The 22,974-nt window shown below is 41.5% G+C and carries 13 protein-coding genes; 5 read left to right on the top strand and 8 right to left on the bottom strand.

Going from position 1 to position 22,974, the window contains the following annotated elements; translation table 11 throughout:
- Positions 1–32: 32 nt before the first annotated feature.
- Entirely contained in the window at positions 33–3,908 is a 3,876-nt protein-coding gene (gene hrpA / locus Q4557_RS05700; protein ID WP_303411282.1) for an ATP-dependent RNA helicase HrpA, read from the top strand.
- Positions 3,909–4,515: 607 nt separating this feature from the next.
- On the opposite strand, the gene Q4557_RS05695 is transcribed toward hrpA, so the two are convergent.
- The 3 genes from Q4557_RS05695 to ackA form a co-directional block, all read right to left on the bottom strand.
- Entirely contained in the window at positions 4,516–4,965 is a 450-nt protein-coding gene (locus tag Q4557_RS05695; RefSeq protein ID WP_102439878.1) for a hypothetical protein, read from the bottom strand.
- A gap of 805 nt (positions 4,966–5,770) precedes the next feature.
- Positions 5,771–7,918, bottom strand: a complete 2,148-nt coding sequence (gene pta, locus Q4557_RS05690) for a phosphate acetyltransferase (protein ID WP_102439877.1) — start codon at positions 7,916–7,918, stop codon at positions 5,771–5,773.
- Positions 7,919–7,989: 71 nt separating this feature from the next.
- Complete coding sequence (ackA, locus tag Q4557_RS05685) at positions 7,990–9,189, bottom strand: acetate kinase (RefSeq protein ID WP_102439876.1); 1,200 nt, start codon at positions 9,187–9,189, stop codon at positions 7,990–7,992.
- Positions 9,190–9,366: 177 nt separating this feature from the next.
- On the opposite strand from ackA, the gene yfbV reads away from it, so the two are divergent.
- The gene (gene yfbV / locus Q4557_RS05680; RefSeq protein WP_102439875.1) at positions 9,367–9,810 is read left to right on the top strand and encodes a terminus macrodomain insulation protein YfbV; all 444 of its coding nucleotides are present in this window, start codon (positions 9,367–9,369) and stop codon (positions 9,808–9,810) included.
- Positions 9,811–9,865: 55 nt separating this feature from the next.
- Here yfbV and pflA read toward each other — a convergent pair whose 3' ends face one another.
- Both pflA and pflB read right to left on the bottom strand, forming a co-directional pair.
- Positions 9,866–10,597 carry a pyruvate formate lyase 1-activating protein gene (gene pflA, locus Q4557_RS05675; RefSeq protein WP_102519459.1) on the bottom strand — a complete coding sequence of 244 codons (732 nt, stop codon included), beginning with the start codon at positions 10,595–10,597 and terminating at the stop codon, positions 9,866–9,868.
- An 88-nt stretch (positions 10,598–10,685) separates the two neighbouring features.
- Positions 10,686–12,968: a formate C-acetyltransferase gene (gene pflB / locus Q4557_RS05670; protein WP_102439873.1), complete on the bottom strand. Its 2,283-nt coding sequence runs from the start codon at positions 12,966–12,968 to the stop codon at positions 10,686–10,688.
- A 531-nt stretch (positions 12,969–13,499) separates the two neighbouring features.
- On the opposite strand from pflB, the gene focA reads away from it, so the two are divergent.
- Both focA and yfcC read left to right on the top strand, forming a co-directional pair.
- Positions 13,500–14,414: a formate transporter FocA gene (gene focA, locus Q4557_RS05665; RefSeq protein WP_303411275.1), complete on the top strand. Its 915-nt coding sequence runs from the start codon at positions 13,500–13,502 to the stop codon at positions 14,412–14,414.
- A 352-nt stretch (positions 14,415–14,766) separates the two neighbouring features.
- Positions 14,767–16,293, top strand: coding sequence for a putative basic amino acid antiporter YfcC (gene yfcC, locus Q4557_RS05660; RefSeq protein WP_102439871.1), 1,527 nt, complete (start codon positions 14,767–14,769; stop codon positions 16,291–16,293).
- Between the two features lie 115 nt (positions 16,294–16,408).
- Here the strand turns inward: yfcC and Q4557_RS05655 are convergent, their stop codons facing one another.
- Together Q4557_RS05655 and cysK are read right to left on the bottom strand one after the other, a co-directional pair.
- On the bottom strand, positions 16,409–17,485 hold the full coding sequence (locus Q4557_RS05655) for a methyltransferase (protein ID WP_303411273.1): 1,077 nt from the start codon (positions 17,483–17,485) through the stop codon (positions 16,409–16,411).
- 277 nt (positions 17,486–17,762) lie between these two features.
- Positions 17,763–18,728 (bottom strand): cysteine synthase A, encoded by a 966-nt coding sequence (gene cysK, locus Q4557_RS05650; protein ID WP_102439869.1) that lies wholly within the window; start codon positions 18,726–18,728, stop codon positions 17,763–17,765.
- Positions 18,729–19,085: 357 nt separating this feature from the next.
- On the opposite strand from cysK, the gene Q4557_RS05645 reads away from it, so the two are divergent.
- Positions 19,086–20,207 carry a beta-ketoacyl-ACP synthase III gene (locus Q4557_RS05645; protein ID WP_102439868.1) on the top strand — a complete coding sequence of 374 codons (1,122 nt, stop codon included), beginning with the start codon at positions 19,086–19,088 and terminating at the stop codon, positions 20,205–20,207.
- Positions 20,208–20,346: 139 nt separating this feature from the next.
- On the opposite strand, the gene Q4557_RS05640 is transcribed toward Q4557_RS05645, so the two are convergent.
- Positions 20,347–22,743, bottom strand: a complete 2,397-nt coding sequence (locus tag Q4557_RS05640) for a carbohydrate binding family 9 domain-containing protein (RefSeq protein ID WP_303411269.1) — start codon at positions 22,741–22,743, stop codon at positions 20,347–20,349.
- Between the last annotated feature and the right edge of the window lie 231 nt (positions 22,744–22,974).

The following is a 22,974-nucleotide window of genomic DNA, read 5'->3' as shown; positions in this document are numbered from 1 at the left end:
CGCATTTTTGAAATACTTGCTAGGAATTAGATTTGAATTCAGATCAACACCCGCTCTCTAAAGCATACCTAAACTCATGTTATCAAACCGATGCGGCTAAAATTCGTCGTCGGTTGTTTCAGTTAAAAAAAGAGCCGCAATCTGAAAAGAAAGATCAACTCCTGGCTAAGTTATCAGAGCAAGCCGTTAAAGCGTTTGATAAAGCCCAATATAGGCTTAATAACATTCCTAAAGTGAGTTACCCTGACTCGCTACCTGTATCGCAAAAACGTCATGATATTGCCTCTGCCATTGCCAATAACCAGGTGGTGATAGTGGCGGGTGAAACCGGCTCAGGTAAAACCACTCAGTTACCAAAAATTTGTTTAGAGTTAGGCCTTGGTACCCGTGGCTTAATTGGTCATACCCAGCCAAGACGATTAGCCGCAAGAAGTGTGGCAAATCGCGTCGCTGAAGAGATAAACAGCCCGCTAGGCGAGGTTGTTGGCTTTAAAGTCCGTTTTGCTGATGCCATTAGTCCAGATAGTTACATCAAGCTAATGACCGACGGTATTTTATTAGCGGAATTGACCTCTGATAAGTTCTTGAATCAATACGATGCCATCATCATTGATGAAGCTCATGAGCGTAGCCTCAATATCGATTTCATTTTAGGCTACTTAAAACAAGTGCTTAAAAAGCGTCCTGATTTAAAAGTTATTATTACCTCAGCAACCATTGATGTTGAGCGCTTCTCGAAGCATTTCAATCAAGCCCCTGTCATTGAAGTATCTGGACGTACTTTCCCGGTTGAGACTCGCTACAGGCCATTAGTCCGTGATACCGATGCAGACCTAGATGTCAGTGACGGTATTTTTTCTGCTGTTGATGAGTTAATGGCAGAAGGCCCTGGTGATATCTTGATTTTCATGAACGGTGAGCGAGAAATTCGTGATACCACCGAAATGCTGCGTAAGCAAAACTATCGCGATACAGAAGTGCTGCCGCTATATGCGCGTTTATCCTATGGCGAGCAATCAAAAGTCTTTAAAAGTCATGTAGGCCGCAGAATTGTATTGGCAACCAATGTCGCTGAAACATCATTAACGGTACCTGGGATTCGCTATGTTATTGATCCCGGCACAGCGCGTATTAGCCGCTACAGTTACCGCACAAAGGTGCAGCGTTTACCGATTGAACCAATATCACAAGCCAGTGCTAATCAGCGCCAAGGTCGTTGTGGTCGTGTTGCGGCGGGTATTTGTATTCGTTTATACGATGAAATGGATTTTATGCAGCGTCCGGAATTTACCGACCCTGAAATCCTGCGTACTAACTTAGCATCGGTTATTTTGCAGATGTTAGCCATTGGTTTAGGCGATATCGCTGGATTCCCGTTTATTCAGCCGCCAGAAGAGAAACACATCCGTGATGGTTTCTTATTGCTTGAAGAGCTACAGGCGGTTAAAAAGCAGCGCAAAGATCTGGTGCTGACAAACTTGGGTCGAAATCTCGCTAAAATCCCGTTAGATCCTCGCTTAGCCCGTATGGTGCTTGAAGCAAAAGATATGAATTGTCTACATGAAGTGATGGTTATTGCTGCTGGTTTGTCGATTCAAGACCCACGCGAAAGACCCATAGATAAGAAGCAAGCGGCGGACGAGTGTCACATACGTTATACCGATAAAGACTCTGACTTTGCCAGTTGGGTTAATTTGTGGAATTACATTAAAGATCAAAAAAACGAGTTATCGGCAAGCCAATTTAGAAAGCAGTGCCGTGAAGAATATTTAGCCTATTTACGGGTACGTGAATGGCAAGATTTATACACCCAGCTTAAACAAGCCGTGCATGACTTAAAGTGGCGTTTAAATGATACCCCTGCAAGTTATGACAACCTGCATAAAGCCTTATTGTCAGGTTTGTTGAGTCATATTGGTTTTAAAGATGCCAATAACGAGTACCTTGGTGCCCGTAACCGTAAGTTTTTTGTGTTCCCGGGGTCACCACTGGCTAAAAAAGGCCCTAAGTGGATCATGGCAGCAGAGCTAACTGAAACCTCGCGTTTATTTGCTCGCTGCTGCGCCAAAATTCAGCCTGAATGGTTAGAGCCTCTTGCTGCGCATTTGATTAAGAAAAATCATATCGAGCCGCACTTTGAAGCCAAACCCGCCAGTGTTATCGCTTTTGAAAACCAAGTGCTTTACGGCTTAACCGTGGTTAATCGCCGCCGAGTGCAATATGGCCCGATAGAACCTGTGGAAGCGCGGGAGATATTTATTCGCAGCGCATTAGCAGAAGGGCAGTTACAAACCAAAGAACCGTTTTTTGTTAAAAACCAGCAGCTACTTAATGATATTGAATCCCTAGAGCACAAATCACGTCGCCGCGATATTTTAGTTGATGAACAAGTGCTGGTGGATTTTTACGAACCGATAATTCCGCAAGGGATTTATAACGCGCCACTATTTTTTAAATGGTGGAAAGAAGCCCGTAAAGCCTCACCTGAGTTACTTGATTTTAACCAAGAGCTGTTAATGCAGCGCAGTGCTGACCATGTTTCAGCATTGGATTTTCCTGAGATTTGGCATAAAGCCAACTTGGGCTTAAAAGTGAGTTATCACTTTGAGCCCGCGGCGGTTGATGATGGCGTGTCTATTCATATTCCTGTGGCGTTAATTAACCAAATTGATACTGCAGACTTTGATTGGTTAGTGCCGGGGTTACGCGAAGAAAAAGTAGTGGCGCTGATTAAATCATTACCTAAAACCCTGCGTCGTAATTTTGTACCCGCACCTGATTATGGCCGAGCTTGTGTACAAGCGATGGAGCCGTTTGCAATGCCAATGCTTGATTCTATGTGCAAACAGTTATTAAGAATGACAGGGACCCGTATTAGCGCTGATGATTTTGATTTAAGCCAGTTAAGCGCGCATTTGACAATGAATTTTAAAATTGAAGATGATAAACATCGCTTGGTAGATCAAGGTAAAGATCTCGATGCCTTGAAAGATAAACTGCAAGGTGTGGTGGCTAAAGCCATTCGCAATGTCGCTGAAGATGGCATTGAAAAGAAAGATATTACTACTTGGTCATTTGGCGACTTACCTAAGCAATATCAAAAACGCAGGGGCAACTATGAAGTTAAAGCATATCCAGCGCTAATTGACGAGAAAAGTCAGGTGTCGATTAAACTGTTTGATGATGAATTTGAGGCAGAGCGTTATCATAGAGCAGGTTTAAGACGCTTATTGCTGATTAACATTCCGTCACCGGTTAAGCATTTACAAAAAGCATTGCCTAACAAAGCCAAGCTTGCGATGTATTTTAATCCGTTTGGACAAGTACAGTTGTTAATTGACGATATAATTTCGGCATCAGTGCAGCAACTACTTGATGAAAAACAATTAGATGTGCGCAATGAACAGCAATTTGAGCAAGCTAAAGATTGGGTTAGACAAGAGCTTAATGGCTATGCTGAACAAATCTCACTGCAAGTGGAGCAAGTGCTGACTATCTATCAACGCATCAAAAAACGCTTAAAAGGCAAGATCAGCTTAGATATTGCCTTTGCGATGAGTGACATCAACAACCAGCTTGATAAGTTAGTGTTTAGAGGTTTTGTTGAGCATTGCGGTTGGAAACGGCTCGCTGATGTCGGCCGTTACCTTAAAGCGATAGAGAATCGCCTTGAAAAGCTGCCTGTTGACCCAACCCGTGATCGCTTACATATGGTGAGCATTAGTAAACTTCAGGACTTACTTTCAGCGCAATTAGCCAAGGTACCTAAAACTCAACCAGTGCCAGAAGCACTGCTTGAAGCCCGCTGGATGATAGAAGAATACCGAGTGTCTTGCTTTGCGCAGGTACTTGGTACAGCTTATCCTATTTCTGAAAAACGGGTCGTCATGCATATAAAGCAGGCATGATGGGTGACTAATCCTGTTTGTTAAGTTTAAATACCAATAAAAACGCGTAATTTACGCGTTTTTTTATGGGTAAATTTTGCGCCGCCGCGAGTGACAAGTGTTTAAATGCCCTGACAGTGAAATCTGTTGTTGAAGTTAAAATTCTAACAATTTAATGCTAATTTGTGATCTTTTATGAAAGACTTTCAGTTTTAGGAGCGTAAAAATCGTATATAAACGAATATCTTGTATGTTGAACATACGATTTGGTAAGTTTTTCGTAATTATTGGTATCATTAAAAGTGTTGGCTTGCTACAATTAGCCTTAAGAAGACCGATGGTTGCGCTTCTCTGTATTGGTAAATGTCACCCCTAATTATAGACATGCCATGCACCTTACAAACGACCTAAGATTGATAGGAGTTATTATGGAAGTTCATGAATATGATAATGCTTATTACCAAGTAAAAGACGATGTTTTAGAGTCGTTACCTACTGAAGAAGAATAAGCGGATCGAACTAATAGTATTAGCTCTTTCACAAGCATAAAAAAAGCAGCCTCAGCTGCTTTTTTTATGCTTAAAATTGGCGAGTCGAGCTAGCTTAACTCACGTTGGCTAAAGACCGCTTACAGGTCAATGCGGCCCTTTTCAGTTATTACGCCAGTGATGGTCCAACGGTTACCGTTTTTAATGAGTTTAATGGTACGGTCATCAACCCAAGGGTTGCCGCCTTTTAAGCCTTCCATTTTAACTTTTACATCAACTTCATCGGTAAATTTGCGGAAAAAGTCGATATTGATATCGTCAACACTCATATTAACCTCTGTCATGGACAGCCCCAACACATGGCGCTGTACTGCTGAGGCAATATGGTAATGGGAGATGATATCTTTTAATTCTTGATTGACATAAATCATGGCTTGATTGATATCTCTATCAACATAAATAGCATTAAAGAATCCCAATGATACTTCTTCAGGGGAGAGTGGTTTTTCTAATCGGCCTTGAGGGTTTTGTTCAGAAGGACTGCAGGCACTTAAAAGTAATAAACAGATAATAACAACGATTTTATGCATGATGAGTTGATAAGGTAAAATAAGATGATTGAGTATCGCTATTTAAAGGCTCAGACACAAGAATAACGCAAATATTCCAGAAAATATTAAATAGATCTTGACTGAAAAACTCAGCCGTGGCATATCTTAGTAACTCAATACTTCGACTGCTATGTATAACTTCATGTTATCCACAAAATCTGTGGACAACTATGTTGAAGACTATATTCTGCCTGCGTAACGTCATGAAAATTAACAGTTATCAATGCTGGTTAAAAAATAACATCATAATTTCCCTCTCGAATCTTTTTACTTTTCACTTGCTTTTTTATCATTTTATCCTTGCATTTGGGTAATAAATCCTTTTAGGTCGTTGAAAATTCAACCCTTGTTTAATGCTGAAACCCTATGCAGATTCATGTCATAAATGCAGTGTGAATAGCGGCGTTCTTGCTGGGGATATTTAGTGGCTTACAGACCACAACAGATTTTTATTACTCGATGACGTATGACGTGCATGGATGAGCAATTTACTGATAATGGCATAGGTTTTTTACCATAGAAGGTTACTGAGGTATTTTTAAGGTGGTAGCGGTTAATGGCAGGGTATTTTAAGTAGGGGAAGTGAGAGTAGCAAGTTGTAAAGTCGCCTGCTTGTTAGCTTAAATTTTGGTTTTACAGCCTAATAACAGTGCTGTCATTGTTCAGCTTTTGTAATTACGGCTTAGTTTTAAATGAATTTGGCCCAAAAAAAAGCACTAGCGTTAGACGTTAGTGCTTTTCGGCTTAAAACTTAGCGCAGCTTACATCGCGCTACTTAAAGTCATTAAGCTTGTTCGTTTTGTTTAGCTTGAATCGCAGTCAATGCTATGGTGTAAACAATATCATCGACCAATGCGCCGCGTGATAAATCGTTTACTGGTTTGCGCATACCTTGCAGCATTGGACCAATACTGATCAGATCAGCACTACGCTGTACCGCTTTGTAAGTCGTATTACCAGTATTTAAGTCTGGGAATACGAATACCGTCGCTTTACCAGCTACAGGGCTGTTAGGCGCTTTAGAACGGGCCACATTTTCCATCACTGCCGCATCATATTGTAATGGACCGTCAATGACTAAGTCAGGGCGTTTTTCTTTCGCGATACGGGTTGCTTCACGTACTTTATCAACATCAGAACCGGTACCTGAAGTACCCGTTGAGTAGCTGATCATCGCAACGCGCGGCTCAATACCAAATGCAGCAGCAGATTCAGCTGATTGAATGGCAATATCTGCTAATTGATCAGGGTTTGGATCTGGGTTAATCGCACAGTCACCATAAACAAGTACTTGATCAGGCATCAACATAAAGAAGATAGATGACACTAAGCTTGAGCCTGGCGCTGTTTTAATTAACTGCAGCGGTGGGCGAATGGTATTGGCAGTGGTATTTACTGCGCCTGAAACGATACCGTCAACTTCATCTTGCGCCAGCATCATGGTGCCTAACACCATGTTATCTTCTAACTGCTCTTTAGCGACAACTTCAGTAAGGCCTTTGTGACGACGTAAATCAAGCATACCTTCTACATAGCGCTCACGTGCTTGCAGTGGATCGATGATTTGTACGCCTTCACCTAAAACCACATCTTGTGATGCAGCAATACGTTGAATTTCTTCTGCATTACCTAAAAGTACACAACGGGCAATGCCACGTTCAGCACAAATAGCGGCAGCTTTAATGGTTCTTGGCTCTTCACCTTCAGGCAGGACAATGGTCTTTTTCGCAGCGCGAGCAAGTTCAGTTAACTTGTATCTAAATGCTGGTGGCGATAAACGATGTTCTCTTGGCGAGTTTTCAGTAACGCTTTCAATCCAGCTTTGATCAATATGACTGGCAACATATTCTTGAACGTAGTCAATACGTACAGCGTCATCAACCGGTACTTCATGGTCAAAACGTTGAATATTAAGCGATGTCTGCCATGTGTTACTGTCTACAAGGAATACCGGTAAACCGGTATCAAAGGCACGTTCACACAATGCCATGACTTCTGGTTCAGGCTCGTAACCACCAGTCAGTAATAACGCACCAATTTTCACGCCGTTCATGGCGGCAAGACAGGCTGCGACAATCACGTCAGAGCGATCCCCTGAGGTGACCAATAATGAGTCGGTGCGCATATGAGTAACCATGTTTGGAATACTACGGGCACAGAAGGTCACTTTACGTAAACGACGGGTGTTCATTTCACCGGCATTGATGATTTTGGCATGTAAATGCTTGGCTAAATCAGATGCACGTGGAGACACTAAGTCCAGGTTATATGGCACGCTACCTAAAATGCGTAATGGGCTTTTACCTGGCAGTTGGAACATCGCTGATGAATCAGCTTTGTTAATGTCGGTGTGATCAAATATCTCTGATAAGTCAGGACGTGTTGCGCCTTCTTCATCAACAGGTGCACCAATTTTATTGATGATAGAACCAATAAGACGTTTGTTTTTAACGCCGCCCCAAGAGTTATAAGCGATTTCTAAGCGGTTCATTAGACCGTTAGGTGAATCGTTACCCGGAGTCGCGATGAAAATGATATCCGCATCTAATGCTTTAGCAATTTCAAAGTTAATGTCATCTGAGAAAGGGTGGTTACGCGTTGGCACTAAACCTTCAATAACGATGGTCTCAGTGTTTGATGCACATTCACTCGCGCGAGCAATGATTTGCTCCATGAGTACATCAATTTGCTCTGCACGGATCAGGTTCTCAGCATGTTCCATTGAAAATGGCTCAAGCGGGTTAACCGTTGGAGAGTGACTTAAAATGGTGGTTGAACGTTCAGGGCCGGTATCGCCGTTACGGATTTGCGCGATAGGCTTGAAAAATTGAACTTTAACACCTTTGCGCTCTAAGGCACGTACCATCCCAAGGCTTAATGAGGTTAAACCTACACCTGTGCCGATTGGAATTAACATGATATTACGAGACATAAAAACCTCTAATATAAATTGAACAAAGCCTGTTTAATAACAGGCTTTAAAAAGAATTAAGCAATTAACGATTAAGCAGTGATCAGCTTGATAGCATCTTCTGCGATAACCCATTCTTCGTTAGTTGGGATAACCATCGCAACTGTGCTGCCTTCTTCAGTGATAATACCTTCATTACCGAAACGCGCTGCAGTGTTCTTTTCTGCATTCACTTGGAAGTTGAAAATTTGCAGCATATTAAGTACTTTTTCACGGATGAGATCTGAGTTTTCACCGATACCACCAGTGAAGATAACAGCATCTAAACGACCTAATGGCACAGTGTAAGAAGCAATGTACTTAGCTAAACGGTAGCAGAAAATTTCTAATGCTAAGGTTGCGCCTTTATGGCCATCTTTATAACCGTCTTCAATACCGCGGCAGTCGTTAGTCAGCTCTGAAATACCTAATAAACCACTTTGCTTATTGATTAAGTTATGAACTTCATCAAGGGTGTAACCTAATTGGTTCACTAAATGGAACACGATTGAAGGATCCATATCGCCACAACGTGTACCCATTACTAGGCCTTCAAGTGGTGTTAGACCCATTGAAGTATCAACGCTCTTTCCGCCTTTAATGGCAGTAACAGATGCACCGTTACCAAGATGGGCAACGACAACATTAGTATCAGCAACGTCTTTGTTTAATACTTTAGCGGCTTCGCGGCTAACAAATAAGTGGCTAGTACCGTGCATGCCATAACGACGAATACCATGTTCACGGTATAGTTTGTAAGGAAGTGCATAAACATAAGCACGCTCAGGCATGGTTTGGTGGAAAGCTGTATCAAATACCGCAACTTGAGGAAGTTTTGGGAATGATGCAATAGCAGCGCGGATACCAATTAAATGTGCAGGGTTATGAAGTGGTGCCAGTGATGCACAGTCTTCGATACCTTTGATCACATCTTCAGTGATAAGCACTGAACGAGAGTATTTCTCTCCACCATGAACAATACGATGACCAATAGCTTGGATTTGAGCAGCAAGTTCTGGCTGACCAGCAAGAATATCTTTAACAATAAATTCAACCGCTTCACGGTGAGCAGTAAATGCACCTAAACTAGCTTCATTTTTCGCGCCGTTTACTTTCCATTTAATACGTGAATCTTCTAAACCGAAACATTCCGCAAGACCAGAGATATAATCATCACCTGAAACGGCATCAATAACGGCAAATTTTAAAGAAGAGCTACCACAGTTGAGAACCAATACGAGTTTTTCTGACATGTTGAGACCTTTACATTCTAATCGAACAAAATTTAAATTGATGTGAAACCTTGTTATTTCAACAATCAATCATAGTTAATGATTTACAAATTAGCCGATAAATTTAGCTGAAATTTGGGGCTAAATAGGGCTGTGTGCTATTGTGCATGTATCTATTAATTGATTTAGGGCATACCGTTGAACGTAAAAGTATTCAAAATCATCGGCGATGGTCGACGTTATATGAAAACGTGGCCAATGATCCGACAACTTGGGTTTTATTTCCCTGAATACCGCGTTGTAAGGGCAACCCATTTAGGCATCATGTTCATGCCTTTTTTTGCTATTTTGGCTGCAATGAGCCAAGTGTATGTCAATGGATGGGCGTTTTTGCCCCAAGCCATTGCCATTTTATTATTTTTTATCAGCTTACCTGTTCAAGGCTTGCTGTGGTTGGGCTGGCGTGCAAGACACCCGTTGCCACTGACCTTATTTGATTGGGCTAACCAACTCAGTGCAAAGCTAACCGCAATGGGGATTAGCAATAAACCGTTGGGCCCTAAAGCGTGTTACTTAGATATGGCAGTGATTTTAAAAGTGGCCTTTGACCGTTTAGATCGCAGTTACTGGGAAGAGCTATAGCCTTCAAGGGTTACACACTTTAAAAATGACTGAGTCAATCATAAGTTAGCGAAACTTAATAATTGGCACTTATTCCACGCTCGACGAATACCGCTTTAATGGCTTCCATCGTTTCTTTACTTGGCGGCTCTACACCTTCTAACGGATAGGTTTCACCGAAAGCTTCCCACTTATGGGTGCCAAGCTGGTGGTAGGGCAGTAATTCAACTTTCTCAACGTTTGTCATCGGCTTGATAAAATCTGCCAAGGCAATGGCTGAGTCGATATCTTCAGTAAAACCGTTAACCACAACATATCTAACCCAAGTTTTTTGCTGACGCTTAGCAAGGTGCTGTGCAAATTGCAGTGTGCGTTGGTTGCTCACTTTGGTTAAATCAATGTGTTTGGCATCATTCATTTGCTTGATATCAAGCAATACTAAGTCGGTGTTATCGAGTAGTTCATCGATAATCGGTGTGTATTTTCGAACGAAACCATTGGTATCGAGACAGGTATGCAAATCGTTTTGTTTACAGGCTTTAAAGAGCTCGTTTACGAAATCAGCTTGAAGAATCGCTTCTCCACCAGTTGCTGTAACGCCACCTGATTTTAAGAAAGGTTTGTAGCTGATGATTTGGCTCATGAGTTCATCAACACTGACCTCTTTACCACCATCTAAATCCCAAGTGTCACGGTTATGGCAGTATTGGCATTTCATTAAGCAGCCTTGCATAAAGGCAACGAAACGAATGCCTGGGCCATCTACTGTGCCAAAAGACTCGATTGAGTGAATGCGACCTGTGGTCATGAGAACTCCGAACAAACAAATGAAAAAAGGTTGTGCTAATTAGCAATAGTGACATCACTTATATTAGCACAACCGATTTTAGTTGATATTACATGCTTTTAGTAAAGGTACGTGTAATAACATCTTGTTGCTGTTCAGGTGTTAACGCGTTGAAACGTACCGCATAACCAGACACACGAATGGTTAACTGTGGGTATTTTTCAGGGTTAACAATCGCGTCTTCAAGCATTTCGCGGTTCATTACGTTAACGTTTAAGTGTTGACCACCTTCACTGTTAGCGTTGCTCATGAAGTAACCATCCATCAATGATGCAAGGTTAGCACGACGTCCAACTTCATCTTTACCTAGTGCATTTGGCACGATAGAGAATGTGTAAGAAATACCGTCTTGTGCGTGAGCAAATGGCAGTTTAGCTACTGATGTTAATGAAGCGATTGCGCCATTTTCATCACGACCATGCATTGGGTTAGCACCCGGAGCAAATGGTGCGCCAGCTGGACGACCATCAGGTGTAGTACCCGTTTTCTTACCGTATACAACGTTAGAAGTAATAGTAAGAATAGACTGTGTTGGAATCGCATTACGGTACATTTTCATGGTACGGATCTTAGCCATGAAACGTTCAACTAAGTCACAAGCGATGTCATCTACACGTGGGTCATTGTTACCAAATTTTGGATATTCACCAGAAATATCAAAATCAATTGCAATGCCGTCTTCGTCACGGATTGGCTTAACAGTACCGTATTTAATTGCAGATAGTGAATCGGCTGCAATTGAAAGACCTGCGATACCACATGCCATGGTGCGACGTACATCACGGTCATGTAATGCCATTAATGAAGCTTCGTATGAATACTTATCATGCATGTAATGGATAGAGTTAAGTGCTGTCACGTATTGTGTCGCTAACCAATCCATTAAGCCGTCTAAACGACCCATTACATCATCAAATTCTAATACTTCTGATGTGATTGCATCTGCTTTAGGTGCAACTTGGATTTTTAGTTTTTCATCAACACCGCCGTTGATAGCGTAAAGCATGGTTTTCGCTAAGTTGGCACGGGCACCGAAGAACTGCATATGTTTACCCACAATCATTGGGCTAACACAACAGGCAATTGCGTAATCATCTGATTCGAAATCAGGACGCATTAAGTCATCATTTTCGTACTGGATTGAGCTCGTATCGATTGATACTTTTGCACAGTAGTTTTTGAAACCTTGTGGCAGCTCATTTGACCATAATACGGTAATGTTTGGCTCAGGGCTTGGGCCCATGTTGTAAAGCGTGTGTAAGAAACGGAAGCTTGATTTAGTTACCAAAGTACGACCGTCTAAACCCATACCAGCAATTGATTCAGTTGCCCAGATTGGGTCGCCTGAGAACAATTCATCGTATTCAGGAGTACGTAAGAAACGCACCATACGAAGTTTCATTACGAAATGGTCAACCATTTCTTGTGCTTGTTCTTCAGTGATAACACCGTTAGCGATGTCACGTTCAACGAAGATATCGATGAAAGTAGAAGTACGGCCCAATGACATTGCTGCGCCATTTTGGCTCTTAACAGCTGCAAGGTAACCAAAGTAAGTCCATTGGATTGCTTCTTTTGCATTCGTCGCAGGAAGAGAAATATCACAGCCGTATTTTGCTGCCATTTTCTTGATTTGACCCAATGCACGATGTTGCTCTGCAATTTCTTCACGCAGTTGCATTGTGTAAGTTAAATCTTCGCCAGCTTCAAAACCTGCTTGAAGTGAAGAGAACTGAGCGTATTTATCTTGCATTAGGTAGTCAATACCGTAAAGCGCGATACGACGGTAATCACCAATGATACGACCACGGCCATATGCATCAGGTAAACCGGTTAAAATACCAGATTTACGACAAGCCATAATTTCAGGAGTATAAATATCGAATACACCTTGGTTATGGGTTTTACGTAATTCAGAATAAGTGTATTTAACGTCTGCGTTTAATTCGCGGCCATAAGCTTTACAAGAGCCTTCAACCATACGAATACCACCATTTGGCAGCATTGAACGCTTAAGCGGCGCATCAGTTTGCAAACCAACGATAGTTTCTAAATCTTTATTGATGTAACCAGCATCATGAGAAGTAATGGTCGAAACCATTTCTGTGTCGAAATCAACAGGTGCGTGGGTTGCATTTTCTTGCTTGATGCCAACCATCACTTTTTCCCAAAGTGATTCAGTAGCTGCGGTAGCGCCAGCTAGGAAAGATTCATCACCTTCATATGGGTTGTAGTTTTTCTGAATAAAGTCACGAACGTTGACTTCTGTTTTCCAGTCGCCAGCTTCAAAACCTTGCCACGCATTTGCAAATAACTCTGTTTTATCGGTCATGGTAATTTACCTTCTCGTCAATTAACTGCTGCTGAACTGCGACTTGATGTTAGTTGATGTCTATTACAAACAAGTTAGCAGAACAAAAATTGAGATCCCTATTGATGGATGATCGCAAGGGCATCTAATCCGTTGGCTTAACCGTTATCGTAATAGCGATTAAGCTAAATTTCCCACTTATCTAAATTGGTAAGACCAATTTACCCTGCAAAGATTAACATAGCTTTTGGTTAACTTCACTTAAAAAAATAAAATTTGACTATGCGAACAGTGAAACTGTTAAGTGCTTAACAGTTTCTGAGCAAAAAGTTTTTTATTTAATCAATTGGGTCTATTCTTGCTAACCTTTTGCAAGCGTGCTGCTAAGGCTGCTTAGCCCTATATTGCTTGCTATACTGATTTATAGCACCTTTTAGCAAAACTGATACTTAATTAGTGGCTGTTAATCTAATTGGGTCATGGTGCTGGTAGATTTTTTAATCTTTGCTCTTGGTCATACCAATTTAACTTATAGTTTTACTCGGGGTTTTTATGAAAAATGCATCTGGCGATCAACAGCAAATTGCTGCGACGCCAACCACCTTCCAAAATGCTGAAGCATTTGGTTTAGCTAAAGTTGCTAAAAGCCCTTGGCAATCATTTATGTTATCGATATTTGCCGGTGCATTTATTGCGATTGCATTTGTGTTTTACATTACAGTGACTAACGGCAGTACTATGGGCTGGGGCATGACACGCTTTATTGGCGGTATTGCGTTTAGCTTAGGATTAATTTTAGTGGTGGTGTGTGGCACTGAGTTATTCACAAGTACCGTGTTAACGTCTATCCCTTGGGCACAAAAGAAAGTTAAAACAACCACCCAATTACAATGTTGGGCTAGAGTTTATGCGGGCAATTTAGTCGGTGCGCTGTTAATGGTGCTGTTGATCATGGGTGCGCGCATGTTTGAACTCAATGATGGCCAATGGGGCTTAAGTGCAATTAAGCTGGCACAGCACAAAATTCACCACACCTGGTCACAAGCATTTACCTTAGGCATTTTATGTAACATGTTAGTGTGTTTAGCTGTGTGGATGACCTTTGCCACCAAAGATCTCCTGACGAAATCCTTACTGATGATCCTGCCTGTAGCCATGTTTGTGAGCAGCGGTTTTGAGCATAGTATTGCCAACATGTTTATGGTGCCAATTGGTATTGCTATCCATTCATTTGCACCGGATAGTTTTTATGTAGCACTTAACCTAGACCCGCAACAATTTGCCGATCTTACTGTGAGTAACTTCGTGTTTCATAACCTGATCCCTGTAACCTTAGGTAATATAGTGGGTGGTGGGGTGTTTGTTGGCATCGGCTTTTGGTTAGTTGAACAAGGTAAATTAACCCTTGGCACTGACGGCGCAAGTCACGGCACTATTACAAGCCGTGTTGAGCCTAAAAACGATTAAGCCCCTTAGAGTATGAAGTCTGCATAGAACTACTGTCAGTCTTAATTTGAATGCCCAGCCTTTGCTGGGCATTTTTGTAGCTAGCCTTTTTTACCAAAGCAATTTCAAACTCAGCAGCATTTGATATCAAGCAATAATATCATCAGGCTTTTATTGTTGACTGGTTTTTATTCGATTAAACTTTTTCAATAACAAACGAATATGCGTTAAGGCTACTTTTTAGGCGCTAATATATTGTTAACCTGCCATTTTTAGATATTTTAACTAAAAGTCTGCAATATTTAAGACTATTTAAATGCTAGTATTTTATAAATAAAACCTACCTGATAATAACAATAACAGTGGTAATGAAATGTTAGAGCAACAAATAGCCAGTAATCCCCCCCAAACAACCAAAGTAATGCCTGATACCTTAGTGATCATATTCTTTGTTGCCTTTGCTGCAGCACTGTTGACCTATGTGGTGCCCATTGGCTCCTTTACTACCCAAGAGGCACATTATGTTGTCGATGGTGTGGAAAAGACACGCAGTGTTGTCGACCCTAATTCGTTTAGCTATGCAACAGATGAACAAGGTGAGCCACTACTTAGCCCAATGGGGCTATTTAAAGGTGATGGTGGCATGGGCTTTTTTAACTTCGCCTTTGAAGGCTTAGTTTCTGGTTCTAAGTGGGGCAGTGCCATTGGCGTGATTATGTTCATGTTAGTGATCGGCGGCTCATTTGGAGTGGTGATGGCCACTGGCACCATTGATAACGGTATTTTACGCTTAATCGATAAAACCAAGGGCAACGAGCAGTTATTTATTCCGGTTATCTTTAGTTTATTTTCTTTAGGCGGGGCGGTTTTTGGTATGGGCGAAGAGGCAATCGCCTTTGCAATTATCATTTGCCCGTTAATGATCCGCCTTGGTTACGACGGCATATGTACCGTGATGGTGACTTACGTTGCGACACAAATTGGTTTTGCCAGTTCGTGGATGAACCCATTTAGTGTGGCGATTGCTCAAGGCATTTCAGGGGTGCCGGTATTATCTGGGGCAGGGGTACGCTTTGGGCTTTGGGTTGGCTTTACCCTCATTGGTATTATTTTTACCATGCGTTACGCCAGCAAAATTCAAAAGCAACCCAGCTTGTCGTTTAGTTTTCATAGTGATCAGCATTTTAGAGATAACCAGCAAGGAACAGTAAAAGACAGTCGCTTTAATATGGGTGACATATTGGTATTACTAACCATTGCAGCAACCATAGGCTGGGTTATCTGGGGCGTGATTGCTCATGCGTGGTTTATTCCTGAAATTGCCAGCCAGTTTTTTACCATGGGCATTGTGGTCGGTATTATTGGCATATTGTTCAACCTAAACGGCTTAACCATGAATAAAGTAGCTCAAAGCTTTAAGCAAGGTGCAGGCACCATGCTCGAGCCTGCACTATTAGTGGGTTTAGCTTCTGGCATTTTATTATTAATTGGCAGTGGCGGGGCAACAGAACCGAGCGTGCTAAACAGTATTTTGCACAGTGCAGGTAGCGTGATAGGCCAGCTACCGAATGCCTTATCTGCTTGGTTTATGTTGTTATTCCAGTCGGTATTTAATTTCTTCGTCACCTCAGGCTCAGGCCAAGCGGCGTTAACCATGCCATTGATGGCGCCACTGGCAGATCTTGTGGGCGTGACTCGTCAAGTATCAGTACTGGCGTTTCAGTTAGGCGACGGCTTTACTAATGTGTTAGTGCCGACTTCAGCGTCGCTGATGGCGACTTTAGGGGTATGCCGAGTGGATTGGGGTGATTGGGTTAAGTTTATTTGGCGCTTTATGGTCGCGCTAATGGTGCTTTCGAGCATTGCAGTGATTACGGCCCATTATTTAGGTTTCAGTTAAATAAGGCGCGATATTATTTATTATAAATGGCATTAATAAAAAACGGCATCAATGAATTGATGCCGTTTTTTTAACTGAGATAACGACTAAATAAGTAATTAACTTAAAAATGAGCTTAACAAGGCTTTTTCTTACAGCGTAACAAGGTATGACCTATGCCAATGTTATCTATATCTTCATCCACATAAAGGCCTGCTTCACTGATCATTTTTAGCATATCTTTACTGTGATACATGCGGCTATTACCATTCGCTATTGCAGTAAAATATAATGAGGTGGCGTTAACACAGTAGGCACCCGCTTCGTATGGTTGTCTGTCCCAGTAAGTCTCTAAGATACACAACTCACTATCAGAGCGCATTGCAGCAGCGGCGCGTTTTAAAATAGTGATAATTTGCTGTTTTGAGAAACAATCCAAGAATTGGCTCATCCAATATAAATCAGCATGTTGATAGAAAGGTTTATCACTATCAAGCAAATCTGTTTCAAGTGGATGCACACGATCGGCAACCTGATTTATCTTGGCATTTTCCATCGCTACAGTTAACTGACCCGGCAAGTCCATAATGGTGATGTTGACTTGGTCATCATAGCCTGTGCAAGCAAACGCCCACTTACCTGTATTGCCGCCCACATCAACAATATGTTGAGGCTTAGATCGAAAAATTAACGGTAAAAGGCTATCAAACGCATGATCGGAATAGTAATGGTCAAACTCAAACCAGCTGCGTTTAACCTGTTCAGGTAATTGGCTTAATCCCGGGTAAATGGTGTCCCAATCGCCAAGGTATTTTAAGCCTTCAGCTTTGCCATTACGAAGAGATGCTTCTAATTCAAACAAACCTTGGTAACAGACATCGTGAATAAAGTTAAGATTCTTTGCAGCCATATCATCATGTAATAAGAAATGTCCTGTTTTATCTAAGCGGTAAAGCTCATCTTTGCACCAAAGTAGACCCATACTTAGACCCATATCTAGCAAAACATGAATAGCATACTCAGATACGTCAGCATCATTTACTAACTGCGCTAAGCTAATGCCTTGATCGCCTGCTGCATCAATTTGTGCCAGTAGGCCGAATTGGCTAAGGCAACGGGCCACTTGAAAGCTTACAGGTGCGAAGGCTATTTTTTGTGCTTCGAATTTAGCATCGTAGGCGGATATTTTTTTCGGTGATTGATAAAAAGACATAAAATGAAGATTGCTCTAGCAGCAGGAGAAAAAGTGCTGCGATATTAGCAAACACTATTAAATAGGAGCTTGATCTAGATCTAGATGTTGAGCTTGTTAACGACATGCTAGGGCGGGATAATGCATTTTTGGGACACACGCCTTAGAAGTTGCAGATAGTTGAATTGAAACTTACTTATGTGCAGGTAGTTACGTTTGTTTAAACCAATAAAAAGCTCTGCAAATGCAGAGCTTTTAAAGTGTTTAGCGATTTTTAGCAATCAGTCACTAAATATGGTTACTGTACGTTTTCGCTATCGCTAAATTCGCCAGCAAATAGTGCTGATGATAAGTAACGCTCTGCAGCTGAAGGCAAAATAACAACAATATTTTTGCCTGCATACTCTGGCAGTTCAGCAATACGATTCGCTGCAACTACAGCTGCACCTGAAGAAATACCCACTAAGATACCTTCTTCTTTCATTAAGCGGCGCGCCATATCAATTGCATCTTCATTGCTAACAGCTTGCACAAGATCAACCAAATCTAAATCTAAGTTGCCAGGGATGAAACCTGCGCCAATACCTTGAATTTTGTGCGGTCCAGGTTGCAGAGGCTCACCTGCTTTAGCTTGAGCAATAACTTGAGAATCAACTGGCTCAACCGCCACTGACACAATATCTTTATTCTGACTTTTTAAGTAACGGCTCACACCCGTAATAGTACCGCCAGTACCAACACCTGCTACGAATACATCGACTTTACCATCGGTGTCATTCCAGATTTCTGGGCCTGTGGTTTTTTCATGAATTTCTGGGTTCGCAGGGTTACTGAATTGACCGAGAATAAGGTACTTTGAAGGATCAGATAAACGAATTTCTTCTGCTTTATCAATCGCGCCTTTCATGCCCTTAGCGCCTTCAGTTAACACAAGGTTAGCACCTAATGCTTTTAATAATTTGCGGCGCTCAAGGCTCATGGTGTTTGGCATAGTAAGTGTTAGCTGGTAACCGCGCGCGGCAGCAACATAAGCTAGTGCAATACCAGTATTACCTGAGGTTGGCTCAACTAATTCGATACCAGCTTTGAGGGTACCTTTCTTTTCGGCATCCCAAATCATGTTGGCACCGATACGACACTTAACACTGAAACTTGGATTGCGTGCTTCTATTTTTGCTAGCACATTACCATTGCTTACTCGATTAAGGCGCACTAGTGGGGTATTACCTAGCGTATATGAATTGTCTTCGTAAATGTTGCTCATGGTTTAGCTCCTTGTTTGCATTGTCTAATGATAATCGGTTTAGGTGGCTTTAACAGTGACAGTTAGTTATTCGTTATTCCTTTTAGTTATTAAAGCAAACTCTACTATAATAATAAAGCATCTTCTTAATTAACAATCATTTACTTTTGCTGCAACAGTTAAGCACATTATTACTCGCTTAGATGGTCAGACCTTTAGCAAATCGTCAATTAGTGCTTAGCGAAAATGCCAGAACCCAATAGACTTGTTTTAATTGTAAAATTTTCCCTGTATTAACCAGATGGCCAAAAGTTATCAGTATGGCAATGTCGAGGTGGGAAACTTGTTACTCCCCAATACCTTAATGGCAGATATAATATGAACAAAGTGGTGATTTCAGGAAGTGGACTTTACACCCCACCCCATAGCATTAGTAATGAAGAGCTAGTAACAAGCCTTAATCGTTACGTCGACCAATATAACAGCCAGCATGCTAGCTTAATCGCGAATGGTGAATTAAACGCATTAGCCCACTCATCGGCTGAATTTATCGAAAAAGCCTCAGGAATTAAGCAGCGTTATGTGATGGTCAAAGAGGGCATTTTAGAGCCTGACATCATGATGCCTTTGATAAAAGATCGCCCAAGTACCGAATTATCTATGCAGGCTGAAATGGGTATCGCGGCGGCGAATAAAGCCTTAGAACAGGCTAAACTGCTCGCCAGTGACATTGACTTAGTGATTGTTGCCTGTGCTTATACTCAGCGCTCATACCCTGCAATTGCTATCGAAATTCAGCAAGCCATGGGCACAAAGGGCTTTGCCTACGACATGTTGGTGGCGTGTTCGTCAGCTACATTTGCCATAGTCAATGCGATCAATGCCGTGCAGTCAGGTACAGCATCTAGGGTATTGGTGATTAATCCTGAAATATGTTCGCCGCAGGTTAATTATCGCGATCGCGATAGCCACTTTATTTTTGGCGATGTCGCAACCGCAGTTGTGGTTGAAAAAGCGAACAATGCTCACACTGAGTTTGCTTTTAATGTGCTGTCGAGCAAATGCGTTACTGATTACTCTAATAATATCCGCAGTAATTTTGGCCATATGAATCGCTGTGATCCGCTCAATGCTAACAGCAGTGATAAGTTGTTTCATCAACAAGGGCGCAAGGTATTTAAAGAGTTGTTGCCAATGATTTATCAGCATTTAGACAAGCAACTCGAACAAGAGCAGATACAAGCTAATGAATTTAAACGCTTGTGGTTACATCAAGCCAATATCAATATGAATCAGTTTGTGGTGCGTAAACTGCTTGGTGACAATGTGGATGCAGCGCAGGCACCAGTGGTATTAGATGAATACGCAAACACGGCTTCAGCGGGCTCGATTATTGCTTTTAATAAATATAATCAGGACTTTAAAACTGGTGATTTAGGTCTGCTTTGCTCGTTTGGAGCAGGCTACTCTGTTGGCAGTATTATTTTAGAGAAGACTTAATTTTAACTGTGTGTACTTTCAACTAAATCAAAAAGACTGCCAAGGCAGTCTTTTTGATCATCAATGGGTAAAATCTTAAACAACTAACAACTAACAACTAACAACTAACAACTAACAACTAACAACTAACGACTAATAACTACAGTAACCAGGCATAACTTACTTTCATAAAGTAGGTTTTATCTTTTTGGGTTAATGAATCGATTTCATCGGTAGCAACCAAGCCGTCGGAATAACCCAGATAAAATACACTTTGTGGATTTAGCTTATAGCCATATAAAATTTCATTGCCTAAATTCTGACTTTGCTTATTCGGCGATTGGTATTGATATAAACTTGGATCGCGCTCAATATCGGTATAGACACTGCTTAAACGTAAAAAACTATTTAAGCTGATTTGCCAATTGAGACGTAAATCAGTCAGGTTAGCGGTAAACAAAGTACCTTCATCAACATCAAGGGTTTGGTAGCGATGATTCACATCTAAGATGATTGACTCAGTCACCTTCCACTCCACCGCTGGGTTAAACATAGTCACAGTAGCCGCACGGTCGTTGGCGTAATCAATATCATCACCGTAGTTCATATCAATTTCTAATTTCAGTGAATGTATCGGGGTAAAGTTGGCGTACAACCAATTGAAATTAATATCGTACATGGTGGTATTGCCATCAATGGCCAGTGATGAGCCATCATGGCGTCTACCTACGCGGTCTTTGTGAACAAAACCGGTTGAGATGTAACTTTGTAAGCCGCCGTTAAACTCAATATACACCTCAGCTTCTTGTTCAATTTTTTCATTATTTTGATTGTGGGTAATGTCCCAATCGCCGCCAAATACCACTTTGTTGAAAAAGTTTTCCATTGGGTACCAAACATAATTACCGCCGACGACAAACTTACTGGCATCAATTCGGTCAATAAAACCTAAGTCAGCTCTAAAGTCTTCACCAATGGATTCATAACGGCTAAAGGCGCGCCAGTTACGACGAATATGGTCGTAGCTTACCCGGTACATACTGTCGGAAAAGTTATCTTGCTTGTTAGTGCGTAGCACGCGTTCATTGTATTCACAATTACCCAACTCACAGCTTTGTGGCGGTGCGCTGCAATCCTCGCCTTGGCAAAACTGTTGAAACAAATCATCAGGATATTGCGTGTCTGAAAATACATATTGCCCGGTAAAAGTATCTTGCTCAGTGGGCTGATACTTGATATCAACACTGGCAACATAGTTATGGTAATTCTCTGAGGTTTTAGCGGTAACCAGACCACCAAAAGATAGCTTCTTGTTGGGATCAAAGCGGTACCTTGCTGCAAGGTTATAGCTTTCTTCGTTAATGGTGGCGATATCTGAGCTTAAGTTACCCGGGATTAAAAACTGGGTATTTTCGTCATTAGCCGCCAACACAGCTAAAGTGTGATCATCAGTTTTACTGGTAAGCTTTACCCCATAGTCGGGTGAGGCAATATTACGAGTGTGTAATAGGCTTAATTGGGTATCGAAATAATCTTTATTATCTAAAAAGAAAGCACGTTTTTCAGGGTAAAATAACGCAAAAGTATTGTTAACATCTAGCTGACCAGAATCGGCTTCTACTTGGGAAAAGTCAGGATTAATGGTGGCATTTAATAACGTTGTAGGGGTGATGCCCCAACGTAAATCGAGCCCAGCTTCAACATGATTATCATCTTCCCAAGGCTGGTTAGGATTAAGATTACGTTGATTATTACTGGTTGCCACCACTGATGGCGTAATTTGAATATCTTTACCTTGCTTAGCGCCTTCAAGGCCTGTTGCGGTGCCGAGTTGGCATAATTGACATGACACATTACGATCAATTTTATGGCTTGATATACGATGGGTTTCATTTCTTGGGTAAAAGCGAATTAATTCAATGCCCCAAGTTTGCAGGTCTTTATTGTCATCAAAGTTAAATAGTCTTAATGGTAGCTCTAGTTCAACTTGATAACCTTGGGCTGTGATCTGACCACTAGCATACCAAATACCGTCCCAGGCATCACTTTCTTCACCTGTTAACTCATTTTCAATAGAGTCATTTTGAACCCCATAAGGGTTGATAAAAAACTGATAGGCAAGGCGGGCATTATTAAAGGTGTCGAGCTTAATACCCACTTGATCATCACCCCATGAGCTATCGCGGTCACGTAAATTACTGCGGATCTGTTCAGGGTTTGGGTCATTAGCCAAAAAGGCAACAAACAAACTGGTTTCTGTGGCAAATATTTTCGCTTCAGTGCTAACGGGGGCGGCAATGTTTTCACCCGGTGAGGTTTCATATTTAAGCTGCATAGTGGCAGCTTGTTGCCACTGTGGCTCATTCAACTCGCCATCGATTTCTACAGCCTCGGATAAGGTTGGAATGGCGATATTAAATTGACTTGCATCACCAGCGATAACAGAAGCAGGGAGCAGAAAAGTGCTAAAAAACACGCTTAAAATAGCTGCGCTTCTAATGGTGGAATTTGATAGAAACAAAGGTGCTGTCAGGTATTTTTTCACAATACTTCTCATGATGAATCTGTAACTTATTGTTAGTTTGCGAGATTGTCGCAGAAAGTCATACTAAAGTCGTTAATTTTATGTGATTAAAATGTTTTTAGTTGTTACTTGCGTTTGAGGGCTTGGAATTAACAATTGATAAATATTTACTTGTTAAAAACTAGGATGACGCATGCTCGATAGGCCGCTTCCTAACGTTAGCCTCATATGCATACTTAAAGGCAACAGCAAATAATCAAAGTA

This window comes from Shewanella sp. 5_MG-2023, from assembly GCF_030547465.1.
In the GTDB taxonomy this organism is placed as follows: Bacteria; Pseudomonadota; Gammaproteobacteria; order Enterobacterales; family Shewanellaceae; genus Shewanella.
The sequence above is the reverse complement of the archived record's forward strand: the minus strand, read 5'-3'. Positions and strand labels throughout refer to the sequence as shown.

Bases quoted from the DNA above. Each gene is read 5' to 3' on its own strand.
- Q4557_RS05695 (WP_102439878.1), bottom strand. From the start codon at position 4,965: ATGCATAAAATCGTTGTTATTATCTGTTTATTACTTTTAAGTGCCTGC.
- pta (WP_102439877.1), bottom strand. From the start codon at position 7,918: ATGTCTCGTAATATCATGTTAATTCCAATCGGCACAGGTGTAGGTTTA.
- ackA (WP_102439876.1), bottom strand. From the start codon at position 9,189: ATGTCAGAAAAACTCGTATTGGTTCTCAACTGTGGTAGCTCTTCTTTA.
- pflA (WP_102519459.1), bottom strand. From the start codon at position 10,597: ATGACCACAGGTCGCATTCACTCAATCGAGTCTTTTGGCACAGTAGAT.
- pflB (WP_102439873.1), bottom strand. From the start codon at position 12,968: ATGACCGATAAAACAGAGTTATTTGCAAATGCGTGGCAAGGTTTTGAA.
- focA (WP_303411275.1), top strand. From the start codon at position 13,500: ATGAAAAATGCATCTGGCGATCAACAGCAAATTGCTGCGACGCCAACC.
- yfcC (WP_102439871.1), top strand. From the start codon at position 14,767: ATGTTAGAGCAACAAATAGCCAGTAATCCCCCCCAAACAACCAAAGTA.
- Q4557_RS05655 (WP_303411273.1), bottom strand. From the start codon at position 17,485: ATGTCTTTTTATCAATCACCGAAAAAAATATCCGCCTACGATGCTAAA.
- cysK (WP_102439869.1), bottom strand. From the start codon at position 18,728: ATGAGCAACATTTACGAAGACAATTCATATACGCTAGGTAATACCCCA.
- Q4557_RS05645 (WP_102439868.1), top strand. From the start codon at position 19,086: ATGAACAAAGTGGTGATTTCAGGAAGTGGACTTTACACCCCACCCCAT.
- Q4557_RS05640 (WP_303411269.1), bottom strand. From the start codon at position 22,743: ATGAGAAGTATTGTGAAAAAATACCTGACAGCACCTTTGTTTCTATCA.